General features: G+C 64.5%; 20 protein-coding genes and 1 pseudogene. 16 read left to right on the forward strand and 5 right to left on the reverse strand.

What is annotated here, in order from left to right:
- The first annotated feature begins 75 nt into the window (after positions 1-75).
- Genes AC3WUT_RS20090 through AC3WUT_RS20100 form a run of 3 tightly spaced genes read left to right on the forward strand, consistent with a single transcriptional unit; the run spans position 76 to position 2,085 of the window.
- Positions 76-453 (forward strand): CidA/LrgA family protein, encoded by a 378-nt coding sequence (locus AC3WUT_RS20090; RefSeq protein WP_492348860.1) that lies wholly within the window; start codon positions 76-78, stop codon positions 451-453.
- Positions 450-1,187 carry an LrgB family protein gene (locus AC3WUT_RS20095; RefSeq protein WP_492348861.1) on the forward strand — a complete coding sequence of 246 codons (738 nt, stop codon included), beginning with the start codon at positions 450-452 and terminating at the stop codon, positions 1,185-1,187. The genes AC3WUT_RS20090 and AC3WUT_RS20095 overlap by 4 nt, the downstream gene beginning before the upstream one ends.
- 58 nt (positions 1,188-1,245) lie before the next feature.
- Positions 1,246-2,085 carry a class I SAM-dependent methyltransferase gene (locus tag AC3WUT_RS20100; protein WP_492348862.1) on the forward strand — a complete coding sequence of 280 codons (840 nt, stop codon included), beginning with the start codon at positions 1,246-1,248 and terminating at the stop codon, positions 2,083-2,085.
- 31 nt (positions 2,086-2,116) lie between these two features.
- Here the strand turns inward: AC3WUT_RS20100 and AC3WUT_RS20105 are convergent, their stop codons facing one another.
- From AC3WUT_RS20105 to AC3WUT_RS20120, 4 genes are all read right to left on the reverse strand, one after another.
- Positions 2,117-2,890: an SDR family oxidoreductase gene (locus AC3WUT_RS20105; protein ID WP_492348863.1), complete on the reverse strand. Its 774-nt coding sequence runs from the start codon at positions 2,888-2,890 to the stop codon at positions 2,117-2,119.
- 45 nt (positions 2,891-2,935) lie between these two features.
- Complete coding sequence (locus AC3WUT_RS20110) at positions 2,936-3,895, reverse strand: NAD(P)H-dependent flavin oxidoreductase (RefSeq protein WP_492348864.1); 960 nt, start codon at positions 3,893-3,895, stop codon at positions 2,936-2,938.
- Between the two features lie 115 nt (positions 3,896-4,010).
- On the reverse strand, positions 4,011-4,505 hold the full coding sequence (locus AC3WUT_RS20115) for a DUF6691 family protein (protein ID WP_492348865.1): 495 nt from the start codon (positions 4,503-4,505) through the stop codon (positions 4,011-4,013).
- 28 nt (positions 4,506-4,533) lie between these two features.
- Complete coding sequence (locus tag AC3WUT_RS20120; protein ID WP_492348866.1) at positions 4,534-4,959, reverse strand: YeeE/YedE family protein; 426 nt, start codon at positions 4,957-4,959, stop codon at positions 4,534-4,536.
- 92 nt (positions 4,960-5,051) lie between these two features.
- On the opposite strand from AC3WUT_RS20120, the gene AC3WUT_RS20125 reads away from it, so the two are divergent.
- From AC3WUT_RS20125 to AC3WUT_RS20135, 3 genes and pseudogenes are all read left to right on the forward strand, one after another.
- The gene (locus AC3WUT_RS20125; RefSeq protein WP_492348867.1) at positions 5,052-5,306 is read left to right on the forward strand and encodes a metal-sensing transcriptional repressor; all 255 of its coding nucleotides are present in this window, start codon (positions 5,052-5,054) and stop codon (positions 5,304-5,306) included.
- 111 nt (positions 5,307-5,417) lie between these two features.
- Positions 5,418-5,918: pseudogene (locus tag AC3WUT_RS20130) on the forward strand (MBL fold metallo-hydrolase); the annotation flags it as partial.
- Positions 5,919-6,092: 174 nt separating this feature from the next.
- Positions 6,093-6,527, forward strand: coding sequence for a rhodanese-like domain-containing protein (locus AC3WUT_RS20135; RefSeq protein ID WP_492349001.1), 435 nt, complete (start codon positions 6,093-6,095; stop codon positions 6,525-6,527).
- 27 nt (positions 6,528-6,554) lie between these two features.
- On the opposite strand, the gene AC3WUT_RS20140 is transcribed toward AC3WUT_RS20135, so the two are convergent.
- On the reverse strand, positions 6,555-7,358 hold the full coding sequence (locus AC3WUT_RS20140) for a glycosyltransferase (protein ID WP_492348868.1): 804 nt from the start codon (positions 7,356-7,358) through the stop codon (positions 6,555-6,557).
- A 198-nt stretch (positions 7,359-7,556) separates the two neighbouring features.
- On the opposite strand from AC3WUT_RS20140, the gene gspE reads away from it, so the two are divergent.
- Genes gspE through AC3WUT_RS20190 form a run of 10 tightly spaced genes read left to right on the forward strand, consistent with a single transcriptional unit; the run spans position 7,557 to position 16,023 of the window.
- On the forward strand, positions 7,557-9,284 hold the full coding sequence (gene gspE, locus AC3WUT_RS20145; protein ID WP_492348869.1) for a type II secretion system ATPase GspE: 1,728 nt from the start codon (positions 7,557-7,559) through the stop codon (positions 9,282-9,284).
- Positions 9,277-10,536 carry a type II secretion system F family protein gene (locus AC3WUT_RS20150; protein ID WP_492348870.1) on the forward strand — a complete coding sequence of 420 codons (1,260 nt, stop codon included), beginning with the start codon at positions 9,277-9,279 and terminating at the stop codon, positions 10,534-10,536. The genes gspE and AC3WUT_RS20150 overlap by 8 nt, the downstream gene beginning before the upstream one ends.
- Positions 10,537-10,558: 22 nt before the next feature.
- Positions 10,559-10,990 carry a type II secretion system major pseudopilin GspG gene (gspG, locus tag AC3WUT_RS20155; protein ID WP_492348871.1) on the forward strand — a complete coding sequence of 144 codons (432 nt, stop codon included), beginning with the start codon at positions 10,559-10,561 and terminating at the stop codon, positions 10,988-10,990.
- Positions 10,991-11,001: 11 nt separating this feature from the next.
- Complete coding sequence (locus AC3WUT_RS20160) at positions 11,002-11,475, forward strand: GspH/FimT family pseudopilin (RefSeq protein ID WP_492348872.1); 474 nt, start codon at positions 11,002-11,004, stop codon at positions 11,473-11,475.
- On the forward strand, positions 11,472-11,888 hold the full coding sequence (locus tag AC3WUT_RS20165) for a PulJ/GspJ family protein (protein WP_492348873.1): 417 nt from the start codon (positions 11,472-11,474) through the stop codon (positions 11,886-11,888). Before AC3WUT_RS20160 ends, AC3WUT_RS20165 begins: the two co-directional genes overlap by 4 nt.
- 1 nt (position 11,889) lies before the next feature.
- A complete protein-coding gene (locus tag AC3WUT_RS20170) occupies positions 11,890-12,591 on the forward strand; it encodes a prepilin-type N-terminal cleavage/methylation domain-containing protein (protein ID WP_492348874.1) in 702 nt (233 codons plus the stop codon).
- Entirely contained in the window at positions 12,588-13,457 is an 870-nt protein-coding gene (locus AC3WUT_RS20175; protein ID WP_492348875.1) for a type II secretion system minor pseudopilin, read from the forward strand. Before AC3WUT_RS20170 ends, AC3WUT_RS20175 begins: the two co-directional genes overlap by 4 nt.
- Positions 13,458-13,484: 27 nt before the next feature.
- Entirely contained in the window at positions 13,485-14,951 is a 1,467-nt protein-coding gene (locus AC3WUT_RS20180; RefSeq protein WP_492348876.1) for a PilN domain-containing protein, read from the forward strand.
- The gene (gene gspM, locus AC3WUT_RS20185; RefSeq protein WP_492348877.1) at positions 14,948-15,505 is read left to right on the forward strand and encodes a type II secretion system protein GspM; all 558 of its coding nucleotides are present in this window, start codon (positions 14,948-14,950) and stop codon (positions 15,503-15,505) included. The genes AC3WUT_RS20180 and gspM overlap by 4 nt, the downstream gene beginning before the upstream one ends.
- Complete coding sequence (locus tag AC3WUT_RS20190; protein WP_492348878.1) at positions 15,502-16,023, forward strand: hypothetical protein; 522 nt, start codon at positions 15,502-15,504, stop codon at positions 16,021-16,023. Before gspM ends, AC3WUT_RS20190 begins: the two co-directional genes overlap by 4 nt.
- Positions 16,024-16,240: the final 217 nt, after the last annotated feature.

Genomic DNA, 16,240 nt, shown 5'->3' on the forward strand with positions numbered 1-16,240 from the left:
CGTGACGCTTGCCTCTGCAGCTGCGGCCGCCTTGCATGACAATGGCGACCCCCCGGGCCGACTGGAGATCCCACCATGATTCACGGACTGACGCTTTTGTTTTTGATGCAGCTGCTGGGCGAGGGCCTGGTGTTCTGGCTGCACCTGCCTCTGCCCGGGCCGCTGCTGGGCATGCTGATTCTGGCGGGCTGGCTGATGTGGCGGGGTACGGTGCCCGAAGGGCTGCGCCAGGCCTCTGGCGGGCTGTTGCAGCACCTGATGCTGTTGTTCATCCCTGCGGTGGCCGGCGTGATGATGCACTTTGGCCGAGTCGCCCACGAGTGGTTGCCGTTTCTGGCGGCGGGTGTTGGCGGCGCGGCCGTGACGCTGGTGGTGACAGCCTTGACCTTGCGTTGGATGCTGCGGCGCAGTGACCAGCCATTGGCAGATGAGTTCCCTGAGGAGGGCGCATGAACCCCGGCGGTCTGTTCGAGATCTGGGTTTTCCTGGGCCGCTCGCCCTTGTTGTGGTTGGCGTTGACCCTGCTGGCCTACCTGGGGGCGGTGGCGCTCTACCGGCGTTCGGGGCACAAGCCCTGGCTGATTCCGGTGCTGACCTCTGTCAGCCTGGTGATTGCCGTGTTGTGGGCCACTGGCACGCCATACCCCACTTATTTTGAGGGCGCCAAGTTTGTCCACTTCCTGATCGGTCCGGCCACTGTGGCGCTGGCCGTGCCTTTGTTTGGACAGCTTGAGCGCCTCAAACGAATCTGGCGCCCGGTTCTGGTGGCGTTGTTGGCGGGGTCGGTCACGGCCATGGTGTCGGCTGTGGCCATCGCCTGGGCGCTGGGGGGCTCGCGCGAGACCTTGCTTTCGCTGATGCCCAAATCGGCCACGATGCCCATTGCCATGGCATTGGCCGAGCGCTGGGGCGGGCTGCCCTCGTTGGCTGCGGTGGCTGTGGCGGTGACGGGCATCAGCGGGGCCATCATGGCTCGCCCGTTGCTGAACTGGGTCGGCGTGCATGACCCGGCGGTACGGGGCTTTGCCGTGGGCATTTCGGCTCACGCCATCGGGACCGCCCGGGCCTTGCAGGTGCATGAGACGGCTGGGGCATTTTCTGCCTTGGCCATGGGGCTCAACGGGGTGGCCACGGCGGTGTTGATGCCCTTGCTGGTGGCTCTGTGGCAAGCAACGCCGTGGTGGTGAACTTTTTTTGATCCTGGGTATCTGCCCATTTTTTGTGTCGTCCAAACTGAGAATCGTTATGAAACTGACCCGAACCTTGATTGCTCGTGCCGCGGGGGCTTCTCTCGTTTTGACCTTGGCCGCTTGCGCCGGCCCTGGTGCCAACGGTGTGCCCGGCGCCTTGAATTCCACGTCGATTGCGGCCATTGTCGCCAACCCGGATCGCTCAGCCGAAGACCGGAAACTGGACGCGGTGCGTCAACCGGAGAAACTGCTGGCGTTCATGGGTGTGCGTCCCGGAATGCAGGTGCTTGATCTGAATGCCGGGGGCGGCTACACCAGCGAGTTGCTGGCTCGCAGTGTGGGTGCCACCGGGCGTGTCTATGGCCAAAGTGCGCCGCCGGCAGATGGCAAGAACGAGGCGCCTCAGGCAGGCACCGCCGGTTTCAGGGCCGGGCCGGAGCCGGCCCGCACACGCTCCTTTGCCGCCTTGCTGCAGCGAGCCCGCCAGTCTCAGTTGGGCGCGCTTGAACCTGTCGTGCTGCCTTTTGAGTCTCCTGTCCCCGATGCTGCCACCCGCAAGGGGCTGGATCTGGTGACTTTCATGTTCAATTACCACGACCTGGGGCACTGGGGGGTGGACCGCACCAGCCTGAACCAGGCCATTTTTGCAGGTCTGAAGCCGGGCGGCGTCTATGTCATTGCTGACCACGCCGGGCGCGCCGGAACCGGCATCACGGAGTCGAGCAGCCTGCATCGCGTTGAAGAAGCCCTGGTGCGCCAGGAGGTCGAGGCCGCTGGCTTCCGATTTGTGGCCGCCAGCGAAATCTACCGCAATCCGGCCGACCCACGGGATCAGAAGTCAGCGCCAGATGGCCAGCGCACGGACGGCTTCCTGCTGAAGTTCGTCAAGCCCTGAACAGGGGGCGCCGGTCCGGCGCCCTTCCATCTCACCCCCGGGCGATCGTCACCCCACCGTCCACCGTGAGGGTGTGCCCCACCACATAGTCGCCCGCCCGTGAGGCCAGGTAGATGGCCGCGGCGGCCATGTCTTCGTCGGTGCCGATGCGGCGTGCCGGAATGCGGGCCGACACGGCCTCGCCGTTGTCACGGGCGTCGCGGTTCATCTCTGAGGCAAAAGCGCCCGGGGCGATGGCGTTGACCACGATGTTGTCCTCGATCAGGCGCAGGGCCATGCGGCGGGTCAGGTGGATCAGGCCTGACTTGCTGGCGGCGTAGGAGTAGGTCTCCAGCGGGTTGACTGAGATGCCGTCGATCGAGGCGATGTTGATCACCTTGGCCGCGCGCTGCTGAGCCGCCTGGCGCAGTAAGGGGGCCAGCGCCTGGGTCAGGAAGAAGGGGGCCTTCAAGTTCAGGTCGACCACCTTGTCCCAGCCGCTTTCGGGAAACTCATCAAACGGGGCTCCCCAGGCGGCGCCGGCGTTGTTGACCAGGATGTCGAGCGAGCCCTCATGCTGCCCGTAGGCGGCGGCCAGGGCCTTGGCGCCTTCCACGCTGGACACATCGGCGGGCAGCGACACGCAATGCCCGGCCTGGGCCAGTTCGGCGGCCGTGGCGTCGCAGGCCGTCGCCTTGCGCGCCGAGATGTAGACGCGTGCGCCCTGGGCAATGAAGCCCGCCGCGATCATGCGGCCGATGCCGCGTGAGCCACCGGTGATGAGGGCGGTGCGGCCTTTGAGCGAGAAGAGTTCGCTGGTGTTCATGGTGTTGTCTCCTGTGAATGGGGTTTCTGAAAGTCTCAGCCCGCTTCAGCCGAAGTGGCGTTGCTGGCTCATGGCGCCCAGTCGGGCGGTGATCTCTTCGAAGCCGCGCAGGGTCTCATCGATGATCTCCTGCGCCGTCTTGACGCCGTCGATCAGGCCCACGCTCTGGCCGGCCAGGGCCGGGGCGGCTTCCATGTCGCCCCCAAAATAGACCTGCTGCAGGCCCTTGAAGGTGTCGGCGGGCATCAATCCCTCCTCGTGGATCACCCGGGTGCGTTCGGACTTGAGTGCTCGGATGCAAGGCGAGGCCTTTTTGTTGAGCACCCAGGTGCCGGTCTCGCGGGACTCCACGATGGCGTTCTTGTAATTGGCATGCACCGGGCTTTCGGCGCAGCACACAAAGCGCGTCCCCATCTGGATGGCCTCGGCCCCCAGGGCGAAGGCGGCAGCCATGCCGCGCCCGTCGACGATGCCGCCCGCGGCAACCAGTGGCACATCGACCCGGGCCCGGATGGCCTGCAGCAGCACCAGGGTCGACACCTCTTCAGGGTTCTTGAAGCCGCCGCCTTCGGCGCCCTCGACCACCAGGCCGTCGATGCCGGCGTCCACGCACTTGAGTGCGGTGTCCAGCGTGGGCACGGCGTGGTAGACCGTGATGCCCGCGCTCTTCAAGGGGGCGATGAACTTGGCCGGGCTGCCGGCCGAAGTGGTGACAAAGCGCACCCCGCTGTCGCACACGAAGCGCAGCATGGCGTCGTCTTGCAGAAAGCGGATCGGCAGGTTGACGCCGAAGGGCAGGCCCAGAGCCAGCATCTGCCGGATCTCCTGCTGGCAGTTGGCGGTTTCGCCGGACGAGGTCTCGATCACCCCCAAGCCGCCGGCGCGCGACACGGCCGAGGCCAGCGGGGTGCGGGCGATCCAGCCCATGGGGGCCTGGATGATGGGGACGCGGGCGCCGGTGTGGGCCAGCACGCGGTTGCGACCGGGCGTGAATGCGGTGCTCATGGGGTGGGTAAGTGCAGATGGAACATGGGCTTGCAGCGTAGCGGCGCTGCTGCGGCCTGTCGGTCACCTGCGGGTCAGCCCCAGCGGCCGACCTCCGTCACCCCCGGGGGTGGCGTCAGCGCAGCCAGCGGCGTGCCACGGCCATCCCGGCCAGCATGGCGGCCACGAAGACCGCGGTGTCCAGCCCGCCGCTCAGCAGGGTGCTCAAGGCGGGGCCCGGGCAGTACCCCGCCAGCCCCCAACCGATGCCGAACAGGGTCGACCCCAGCAGCAGCAGGGTGTCGATGTCCTGCCTCGTGGGCAATTGAAAGCGGTCGGCGAACCAGGGGCGGCGCGCTGGCCGGATCGGCTTGGAGGGCGTGACGGCAAAGGCGATCAGGGTGACCATCAGCGCCCCGCTCATCACGAAGGCCAGGCTGGGGTCCCATTGGCCGTTGGCGATGCCGCCCAGGTTCAGAAATCCGATCACCTTGGCGGGTTGGGTCATGCCAGATAGGGCGAGGCCCGCTGCAAACAGCAGGCCGGCAGCGGCGGCCGTCAGCAGGGCTGGCAGACGCGACAGCTCGGGGTCTGTGGTGGATGGGGTCGCGGGTGTGGATTGCGTGTTCATGTCGGGCACCGGGGTGATGGGCAAAGCCTCAGGCTTGGAACAGCTTCAAAATGGCCACCGTGGCCATACCCGATCCCATGAAGGTGGCGGTGGCCGCCAGCGAGCGCACGGAGCGTCGGCCCAGTCCGCAAACGCCGTGCCCGCTGGTGCAGCCGGAGGCCATCACCGTGCCCAGTCCGACCAGAAACCCGGCTATCAGCAGCAGCGGCAGGGGGCGCAGGGCTGTGGTTGGGGTAGGCATCAACCGGGCCCAGAGCGCACCACCCAGCACCAGGCCCGCGATGAATGCAGCCTGCCAAGCTCGTTCCGGCCGGGCGTCGCGTCCGGGCAATAGCGCGGCGGCGATGCCGCTGATGCCAGCAATGCGGCCCAATGAAGCCAGCAGCCACCAACTGGCCAGTCCGATCATCAGGCCGCCCAGAGCCGACTGAAGGTAGGGGTGCAGTGCAATCATCGTGGGGTTCCTGGCAATGAAATCTTGTTCCTATATACCTGCCGGAGTATATTGGTGGGCTACTACTTTTGCCCGAATGCGGCGTTCTGACCATGCCCCCTTCATCGCCCCTGGCCGATGCGGCCCACAAAAAAGCACTCAAAACCCGCCTGGCTCGCGTGGAAGGCCAGTTGCGTGGCGTGCAGCGCCTGATCGACGAAGAAGTGGATTGCGAACAGATTGCGCAGCAACTGGCCGCTGCTCGCAAGGCGCTCGACAAGTCGTTCTTCCACATGGTGGCCTGCATGATCGAGCAGGGGCGTGTGCCCCCTGATCAGATTGGCCGCCTGTTGGCCAAGTTTGCGTGACCTCACTTCGTGAGCTCGCACGTGCGACCGCTGGGCTGAGCCGCGCAGGGGTGCCGTTCGACTCGTTCTCTGTTTTTTCCACTTTCCGTCTGTTTGCCGCAAGGAACCGACATGCAACCCATTCAGTTGTTTGATACCGCCTCCAGCACCTACACCTACCTGCTGGCCGATCCTGTCACCCGCGACGCCGTGATCATCGACCCGGTCGAAGAGCAGTTGGAGCGTGACCTGCAGGTCTTGCGCGACCAGGGCCTGAGCCTGCGCTGGATCATCGAAACCCATGCCCATGCCGACCACATCACCAGTGCCGCCGCACTGGCCGAGCACACCGGCGCCCACACCGTGGCACCCCAGGGCTGTGGCGTCGGCACGGCGGCCACCCAACTCAGCGATGGCCAGAGCCTGGCTTTTGGGGGCGAAAGTCTGCTGGCCCTGCACACCCCGGGGCACACCGCGGGCAGCATGAGCTATGTGTGGCGTGACCATGTCTTCACGGGGGACACGTTGTTGATCAATGGCTGTGGCCGCACCGATTTCCAGTCGGGCAGTGCCGAAGCGCTGTACCACAGCCTGACCGAGGTGTTGTTTCGCCTGCCCGACGCCACCACCGTGTGGCCGGGGCACGATTACCAGGGCCGCACGCGGTCGAGCATCGGTGCTGAAAAAGCCAGCAACGCCCGCGTGGCAGGTCGCAGCCTGGCCGAGTTCGTGGCGGTGATGGAGGGCCTGCAACTGCCCAAGCCGCGCCGCATCGACGAGGCCGTGCCGGCCAACCTCAGCTCTGGCTTGCGGCACGATGCCGCAGGGGCCCCGGTGGGCGGGGTGCGTGCGGCACACGGCTATGCGGGCGATGTCTCGCCCCTGCTGGCCTGGCAGTGGGTGCAGTCGGGCGAGGCGGTGTTGGTGGATGTGCGCACCGATGCCGAGCGCGAATGGGTCGGTTTTGTGCCGGGGGCCACCGGGCTGGCCTGGAAGCAGTGGCCCGGCATGGCCATGAACCCCGGCTTTGACGAGGGCGTGCTCGCCGCGGCGGCCGGGCGCAAGGTGGTGTTGCTGTGCCGCAGCGGCGTGCGTTCGGTGGCGGCGGCCAAACGTGCGACCGAGTTGGGGCTGCAGGCCTACAACATCCTGGAAGGCTTTGAAGGCGATCCGGATCAACACGGCCAGCGCGGTCGCAAGGGCGGTTGGCGCTTCCGTGGCCTGCCCTGGCGCCAGGGTTGAAACCGTTCGATCGGTGATGGCGGGGCTTCAGCGCCCCATGTCCGGCAGGCGCACCGGACCGGTCTTGCGGAGTCGCCACAGGTAGCGGTAAAGCGTGGGGGTGGTCCACAGCCGCCACAGGCTGCGCAGGTGCAGGCTCACGTAGCGCCACTGGCGGTGGCTGGTGCGCTGGGCGTGGTGCGTCATGCGCACGTCCGCCCGTTTCAGTTCCAGCCCGGCCAACTGCACGCGCAGGCAGAAGTCCACGTCTTCGCAGTACAGAAAATACCCTTCGTCAAAGCCGCCCAACTGCTGCCACACCTCGCGGCGCAGTACCCAACAGGCCGCATTGGCCCAGTCGCGCCGCGGCACGGGCGGGCGATGGGTGTAGCGCTTGAGCAGGGCCAATGGCGTCGGCACCTCGCGTTCGCTGTCTTGCACCGTGCCGTCTAGGTTGAGTAACACGGGGTAGGCCAGTCCGGTGTGGGTTGGGGCGGCCAGTTCGACCAGGCGTGACCAGAGTTGGTCGGGCAGGTGGTCCAGATCCGGGTTCATCACGCCAAAGAAGGGCGTGCTACAACGCTCAAAGGCTTGGTTGTGGTTGGCGCCAAAGCCGCGTGGCTCGGCGTTGCGGATTTCGCTGACTTGAAAGGGCCAGTCGGGCGAAACCGTCAGGCCGGGGCCCGGCAGATTGTGGGTAACGATCAGGTGCCGCAGATTGCTGGGGCCTTGGGCTGTCAGTTCATCCAGTAGCACTTGCAAGCAATCGGCATGGCCGTGGCTGACCACCGAAAGCGTCAAATCCCATTCACCACGGCTCAGGGAGTCCGGCCCGCTGTCCCTGTTTGTCATTTAGATGAAGTTATCCCAACGCTGCATGGCGTGCATGTTAACTGTTCGGCTGGGGTGTAATGGCGCCGGCTGCAGCCCGGCGGCTGGGTGATTTGGTGCAAAATCGCAGGCTGGGTGGCAGTGACTAGCTCGGTGCTCAGGCCTCCGCTCCCGTTTCAGACGTCTGATGGGCGTCGCATCATCGCTTTACTCCCCCACATGAGCACAGAATCCTTGCCTACCGTTGAACCCGTCCTGACGCAGGACGAGCCGCGCCTCCGGATCGGTGAGGTGCTGGTTCAGTCGGGCAAGCTCACGCCTCGGGATCTGGAGCGTGCCCTGTCAGCCCAGCAGGAACTGGGCGACATGCTGGGACGGGTGCTGGTTCAGTTGGGCCTGGTGTCCGAACAGGATGTGCTACAGGCGCTGTCCAGGCAACTGAACCTGCCCGTGGTGGGGGCGGACCAGTTTCCCGAGTTCCCGCTGGAGGTGCCTGGCCTGCTGCCGGCCTACCTGGCAGCCAATCAAGTGTTGCCCATTCGCTTGCAGGACGATCGGCTTGACGTGGCGATGGCGGTGCCACAAGACCGCTACGTGCTCAAAGCTTTGCACCTGGCCACCGGCCTGAGGTTGCAGCCTCACCTCTGCCTGGAAAGCGATATCGAAAAAGCCTGGGCACAACCCGTCGAAGCCGAACCTGAAGACGACACCACTGGCTTTGACGATGACAGCCTGGGGGGCGACTTTGTCGAACACCTCAAAGACCTGGCCAGCGAGGCGCCAGTGATCCGGCTGGTCAATAGCATCATCAGTCGGGTGATCGAGTTGCGCGCCTCGGATATTCATCTGGAGCCATTCGACGATGGATTGCATGTTCGCTACCGGGTGGACGGCGTCATCCATGCGGGCGATGTGGTTCAGCCCAAGCTCAGTGCGGCCGTGAATTCGCGGGTGAAGTTGCTGGCCCACCTCGACATTGCCGAGCGCCGCCTGCCGCAGGACGGTCGGATCAAGACCCGGGTCAAGGGCCGGGAGCTGGACCTGCGGGTGTCCACGGTCCCGACGGTGCACGGCGAAAGTGTGGTCATGCGGGTACTGGACCGCGCCAGCGTGCGGTTCAGCCTGGAAAGCATGGGCTTTGCCAGCGACACCCTGGGGCGCTTCAACACCCTGCTGGCCAAGCCGCACGGCATTCTGTTGGTCACCGGGCCGACCGGCTCGGGCAAGACCACCACGCTGTATGCGGCCTTGTCCAAGCTGGATTCGACCACGCAGAAGATCATCACGGTGGAAGACCCGGTGGAGTACCAGTTGGAGGGCATCAACCAGATCCAGGTGCACCCCCAGATCAACCTGACCTTTGCCAGTGCGCTGCGCTCTATTTTGCGACAAGACCCGGACATCATCATGATCGGCGAAATGCGCGATGGTGAAACCGCCCAGATCGCGGTTCAGTCTGCGCTTACGGGCCACTTGGTGCTTTCCACGCTGCACACCAACACGGCAGCAGGCGCCGTGATCCGGCTTAAGGACATGGGGGTGGAGGGGTACCTGATCACCTCTTCGGTCAATGGCGTGCTGGCGCAGCGTCTGGTGCGGGCACTGTGTGGCCACTGCAAGCAGGCCGAGCCGCCGTCATCCGAGGTGCTGTCCAGCACGGGGCTGCATCGTTTTCTGCCGCTGGGTCAACCCATCTACAAAGCCGTGGGCTGCGATCATTGCCGCGGCACGGGTTACCAGGGTCGAACCGGCATCCACGAACTGTTGGTGCTCGATGAAGCCATGCGCCGCGCCATCGTGGCGGGAGATGATGCCAGTCGCCTGCACAGTCTGGCCTGCCAGTCGGGCATGCTGACCTTGTACGAAGACGGCTTGCGCAAGGTCGCCGCTGGCGTGACCAGCCTCGATGAATTGCTGCGCGTGACGGAGGATCAGGGCGATGCCTGAGTTCTTCTGGCGTGCGGTGGATGCACAGGGGCAGGTGCAGGAGGGCCGCCATGAGGCGGCCTCCGTGCCTGCCACCCAGAAATGGCTGCGCGGCCGCCACCTGACCCCCCTGGAAATCCGGGAGCCTCAGGCCAGCGATGCCAGCGCGCGCGAGGGTGCCAAGGCATCGGGCCTGGCTTCTTTGACCAAGGGCAGTGGGCGTCGCGTGGGCAAGGGACCCGTGACGCAGGCCGACGTGCTGCTGCTGACCTCCGAGCTGTCGATCATGCTGCGCGCCGGGCTGGCCCTGGACAATGCCCTGCGGGTGTTGATCGGCATGAGCCACAAGCCTTCGGTGGCGGCCTTGACCCAAAGCACACTGGAGGATGTCAAGGGCGGCACGCCTTTCAGCAAGGCTTTGGGCAAACACCGTGCCCTGTTTGGTGATTTCTACATCAACATGATCCGTTCGGGCGAGGTCAGCGGCCAACTCAGCTCGGTGATGGATCGCCTTGTCGAGCACATGGAGCGCCTGCGTGCGCTGCGTGAGAACGTGGTGTCCGCCACCATCTACCCAGCCATCTTGCTGGGTGTGGCGGTTTTGTCCTTGATTGCCATGCTCGGCTTCGTGGTGCCGCAGTTCGAGAAGTTGTTCAACGACATGGGCGATGCCCTGCCTTTGCCCACCCGCCTGGTGATGGGGCTGGGCCATGCGTTTACCAGCTACGGGCTGGTGATTGGCGCCGTGGCATTTTTTGTGGGCACTGGCGTCTGGCGCTGGTTCAAGTCGCCGGTCGGGCGCAACTGGTGGCAACACAAGGTGTTGCGCCTGCCTTTGCTGGGGCGGCTGACCCTCAAATATGAATTGACGCTGTTCTCTCGCTCGCTGGGCACCCTGCTGGGCAACGGTGTGCCGCTGCTCACGGCCTTGCGCATCGCCACCGATACCGTCACCAACGATGTGCTGCGTGGTGCCTTGGCCGGCGTGGGGCCCATGGTCAAGGAGGGCAGCAAGATGGTCGATGCGATTTCTGCCACCGGAATTTTTGAACCCTTGGCGATCAACTTGATCCGAGTGGGGGAAGAGACGGGGCGCATCGGGCCCATGATGCTTGAACTGGCCAACATCCTGAACCGGGACGTTGAGGTGGGCATCAAGCGTGGCTTGACCCTGCTGGAGCCACTGCTGATCATCGTGCTGGGCCTCATGATCGCCTCGATCATCGTGTCGATCCTGCTGGGCATTCTGTCCATCAATGATCTGGCTGTTTGAGTTGTTACTTTAAGGATTTGATATGTTGAGCTTTCGCCAGCGCCGTGCGAGCCCTCGTGCCCGTGGCTTCACTCTGATTGAACTGCTGGTCGTGTTGGCCATCCTGACCTTGCTGGCAGGCTTGGTGGGGCCTCGGGTGCTGAGTCAGCTCGGAGGAGCCAAGTCCAAGACGGCGGGTGTGCAGATTGCCGACCTCGAAAAATCGCTCGAGCTTTACAAGCTCGATGTTGGGCGCTTCCCGACCACTGAAGAGGGGCTGAACGCGCTGGTGGCCAAGCCTGCCTCGGCCAATGGCTGGAATGGCCCCTACTTGAAGGGCGGCGTGCCCAACGACCCCTGGGGCAAGCCTTACAAGTACACCCTGAATGGCGCCAACGTCGATTTGCTGTCTTACGGTGCCGATGGCGCAGCCGGTGGAGAAGGCGAGAACGCCGACGTCGTTAACGCCAAGTAAATCCATCACGCATGAACCGGTTCCGGCGCTTCCATGCTGCCCGCGAGCGGGGCTTCACCCTGATCGAGTTGCTGGTGGTGTTTGCCATCCTGGGCTTGTTGATGGCGGTGGTGCCTATCGCGCTGGGCAAGATGCGGGAAGGCGCCGAATACCGGAGTGTGCTGCGCGAAATGGTGTCTGAGATGCGCGCCGCCCGCAACCGCGCCCAGTTGCAAGGGGCCGAGACCCGCTTTCGGGTTGATCTGGAGCGACGGCTTTTTGGGGTGGATGATACCCCTGCCAAACCTTTTCCGGCTTCGGTGGCGGTCAGGGCCACCGTGGCAGGTATGGAGCTCGGGCAGTCAGGTGCGGCGGCTATTCGGTTTTTGCCTGACGGTGGCGCCACGGGGGGCAGTATTGATGTGTTTCGCCCCTCTGGCAGTGGCACACGTTTGCGCATTGACTGGATGTCCGGTCGTGTCAGCACGGAACCCATCGAACAATGAGGGCCGGCCTGTACTCCCGGCGTGCCTCGGCGCGCGGGTTCTCTCTGCTGGAGTTGTTGGTCGCTATGGCGATTCTCGGCATGTCCTTGGGACTGATCTACCGGGCCAGCGGCAGTGCCGCCCGGGGCATGGCCTCGGTCGAGATGCAGTCGCGCGCAACGGCCGAGCTCGAATCGTTGCTCGCTTGGCACGACACCGTGCCGGAAGGCGGCTGGCACGACGCCGGTCGTCGCGGTGGCTTTGACTGGCGCATCGATTCGGCACCTTGGGCCGGCTCGCTCAATGATTCACGCACGGTGCCCTTGCATGAGGTGCAGTACAGCGTGAGTTGGTTCAATGGCGACCGGGTGCAAAGCCTGCAGGTCACCACCTTGTTGCCCCAGGCCTTGCCGTTGCCTGGTCAGGTGCGCTGACATGGTGTGCGCAAGCCGAATCAGCCGTCGCAGGGGCTTCACGCTGGTGGAGTTGCTGGTGGCCATGTCGCTCATGTCGCTGATCCTGCTGGCCATGAGTTCAGCCCTGCACACCATGGGGCAGACCGAGTCGCGCATCGACGAGCGATCCACCCGCCTGGATGACTTTCGCTCGGCCACGGCCTTCATCCGGTCCACGCTGGGTCGGGTCTCGATGCGGCTTCGTCCTGGGGCGGGCTCGGTCGATCAGAGCAATTACCTGTTTGAGGGGCGCAACGAAGGTATTGCCTGGGTGGGCACCATGCCCGCGCGTTATGGTGCTGGGGGGCGGCATTTCTTCCGACTCATGGCCGAACCCTCGGGCCAGAGCTATGCCTTGGTGTTGCGTTACACGCCCTGGACCGGTGCTGCTGGCTTTCCGGATTGGTCGCAGGTAGACGGCCGAGCTCTGGTGGGGGGGGTGACCGGCTGGAGCATCGAGTACGAAGACCCACGCGTGGCGCCAGGCCGCTGGTTGCCTGAGTGGTCCATGGCGATGGGCGATACCAATCAGGACCGGCGCAGCCGACTGCCCTCGCGCGTACGCCTGCTGATTCAGGTCGCCGGCAGCGACTGGCCCGAGATCGTGATCCCCCTGCGTCAACTGCCCTCTCAGGTGGGTGGCAACGGCAGTGGTTTTGCCATTGGGGGGAGTGACGAATGAAGCCGCGGCGCCTCCCCACGCTGTCGGTCTGGCGCCGCGCCCGACCGCGTCAAACTGGCATTGCCCTGGTGGGTGTGTTGTGGATGGTCGCCGCCTTGAGTCTGATTGTGGCTGGCATGGTCAAGGTCACCCGGCAGGACGCTCGCACGGTGTCGGCCAGCAAACAAGGCGTGCTGGCCGAGGCGTATGGGCAGGCGGCAATCGTGCAAACGGTGCAGCGCATGCAGATCGACCCCACGCAATATGTGCGCTACATCCAGGTGGCGGTCAACTACCAGGGGGCACCGATCCAGGTCACAGTGGTTCCGTTCAATGGCTTGATCAACCTCAACGGAGCCCCGCTGGGCTTGTTGTCCAAGGTGTTTCGGGTTGCTGGGGGCTTACCCCCCGCAACTGCCGATGCTTTGGCCCAGCAGGTGGTCACCCTGCGCGATCGCCCGGATTCAAAGGGGGGCGCCGTTGGCTTTGACGCGGTGGAAGACCTGCTGCAGGTGCCAGGGGTTGACTATGACCTCTATGCTAATATCGCCCGCCTTCTCGTCGTAAACCGGCGAGCTGCGGTACGGGTGAATGCCCTGGCAGCCACACCCGAGGTGCTGATGGTGCTGGCAGGGGGCGATGCTTCAGTGGCCAATCAGATCGTGCAGACTCGCCAAGTCGCGGGTTCGACCTCTGACACCACACGGCTGGATGCCACGTTGGTGGACAACAGTTCGGGGTCGCGTTACCGGCTGATCGCCAGCCTGTCGCTGGATTCGGGGCGTCGTTGGTATGTTTCCCGGGACATCGACCTCAATCGAAATGCCCCGGACGGCCAGCCCTGGCGCATTTTTGGGGCCGACCGCCGGGTGGCCTCCGCGCCATGAAACTTTTTATTTTCCTGAATGGTGTCCATGGTCACGACCAACACTGATTTGCGTCTGTTCGGTCTCGACTTGCGAAAGTTGGGGGCAGAACTCGCGCGCCCTTGGCAAGGCATGCTGGACCGGCCTTGCCTGCTTTGGCTGACCCCGCTGCTGCCGGTTCGCCTCATCCGCGCGGATCGCAGTGAATGGATTCAGCGTGGCGACTTGCTGCAGCCTGCCGCCGAATGTCCGGCTAAAGTACGGACTGCCGCCAGCCGCACCACTGCAGTCGAGCTTCCTGAAGACAGCGTGCTGGTGCGTGAACTGGTGCTGCCCCTGCTGGCTGAGGCCGATCTGGCCCGCGCCGTGGCGCTCGAGGTGGCGGCTGCCAGCCCCTTTCTGCCTGACGACACCGCGCATGGTTTTGTGGTGCTGTCGCGCCAGGGCCAGAGTCAGCGTGTGGCCCTGGCCCTGGCCTCGCGGGCTTCGGTCGTCCGTTACCTGGACGACGTGATGGCCGCACCAGGTCGGCCAGCCGAGCCTGCTCTGCAGGCGCCGGAGATCTGGGTGTCTCTGAGCGCCACGACCTCACAGCCGGGACCTTACATCACTCTGGCCGGCTTTGGTGAAGCCAGTCGACAGCGGCGTCAGCAGCGTGGGCGCACCCTGCGCGTGGGTTTGATCCTGATGGCCTTGTTCTGGTTGTTGCCGGCGCTCACGGCTTCTACCTTGCAACTGACTCATCGTGCACGCCAGGCCGAAGGCCAGTTCGCTACTCTGAGCAAAAAGGCGGCGCCCGCCGTGGCCCAGCGCACTGAACTGGTCACGCAACTGGACGGGCTCAAAGACCTGAACGAGATCCTCCAGGAGCGCGTCGAGCCTTTGCGTGTGATTGCCTTGATGACAGAAACCTTGCCAGACGACACCTGGCTGCAGTCGCTGCAGATGCAGGGCAGCAAGATCACCTTGCAGGGCCTGACCCCCAGTGCCGCCGCGCTCATGCAAAAGCTCAGCACTGAGCCGCTGTTCAAGGATGTCAAAGCCCCCTCGGCGGCGGTGCGTCAGCCCGGTGCTGCCAAAGAGGCCTTTAACATTGAATTCACCCTGGACACCAAGGCCATGCGTAGCAGCGACCCGGAGCAGGAGGCGCCGCCGCCGCGACCGCGCGAGAGTCGCCCGCAGCCTGGGGTTGACGGCAAACCTGCTGCTCCCAGCGCGCCCACCGTTGCAGCTCCGGCCAATACCGCATCCACGGCGCCCCCGCCAGCACCGGTATCGGCGGCCTACCCGCAGGGCGTGCCGCCCACTGTGCTCAAGGAAGCAGGGCCCTTCGGTATTTTGCTGGGCGCCACCCCCAAGGTGGCTCAGCCGGCGCCGGTGGTGCCGCCTCCGCCGCCCCCGACTCAAGCCCCCGCAGCGCCTGGTAGCGCAGCCCCTGCTGCAGCGCCTACGCCTGCAGCACCTGCCAAGCCTGCGGCCGGCGCTAGCCCGTTCTCGATCGGAGGTGGCAAATGAAATCCATCAAACAATTGCAGAACCTGCCCGGGTTGGTGCTTGGGCTGTTGCTGTTGTCGTTGCCTTTGATCGGTTTGGCCGGGTATGGCTACGTGCAGCATCAAAGTGCCCAAAAGCGCCTGTCCGATCTGGAGCCACGCTACGCTCGGCTGCTTGGCCTGGTGGGGCAGCAAAGCCAGATCGAAGACGCGGTAGACCAGGCACGTCAGTTGCAAGATCTGTATATCTACCCATCCACCCAGGACGTATCACAGGTGGGCAACGCAGCGCAGCAGCGTATTCGCGACTTGTTCACCAGTGCTGGTCTGGATGTGCAGTCCAGCCAGGTCTTGCCCGCCAAGTCAGATCATCGTTTTGACCGGATTCCCATCCAGGTGCGCTACGAAGGTGAAATGGTCAAGCTGCAGGCCTTGTTGGTTGCCCTTGGCACCCAGCCGGGGCCGACGGTGCTGGTTGAGGGGATGACGGTTCAGATCCTGACCTACGCCACCAACCAGGCGCCGGCCCGGTTGGCCGGCCAAATCAACTTTTTTGTGCTGAGGTCGCCATCGTGAAAGCACAACTCTGGAAGATTCGCCTCGTGATCCGGCAATATGCACCGTGGCTGCTGCTGGCCCTGAATCTGCTCTTGGTACTTGAGGTGGTGCACCTTTGGGTCAATCGCCAAGGGCAGTTGCGTGATTGGCTGTGGCATGAGCCGGCCGCGCAGCAAATCACCTTAGACAAAATCAGCTTGCCCCGAGGTGCCGCGGGCGGCGATGCTGATCTCAGCCGCTTTGTTCAGGTGCTTGATCGTCCGCTTTTCACGGCCACCCGCCGCCCGCCGCCGCCGCCTCCGCCTCCCCCGCCCCCGAAGCCGGTGGACCCCTTGGCTGACTTTGAGCTGGTCGGTCTGGTGGATCAAGGGGCTGAAGGCAGTGTGTTGGCCAAGCAGGGTGGCAAAGTTCGGCGCTTCCGTGTGGGTGATGCGGTGGGTGAATGGCGTTTGGCCGCAGTCAAAGGGCGTGACGTTGTATTCAAGAATGGCACCGAATCGAGAACTATCACGCTGATCCGGAGTCGCAAGCCCTGAGGCTGTGTCTCATAAGCTGTCGGTGGCGGCATTGAATAACTAAGAAATATGAATCACAAACAATTTGTGCTCACTTCGGTGGTGTTGGCGGTCAGTCAACTGAGCTGGGCAGCCAGTGACGATGCGTCGGCCACCAAGCCGGCGGCAGTTGGTTTTTCAATTGGTGGTGGTGCAGCGGCATCTGCCAAAACGGCCCCCGCTGCGGTCAAGGTCGCTC

Source organism: Curvibacter sp. EU05-FHT14A10, assembly GCF_058791075.1.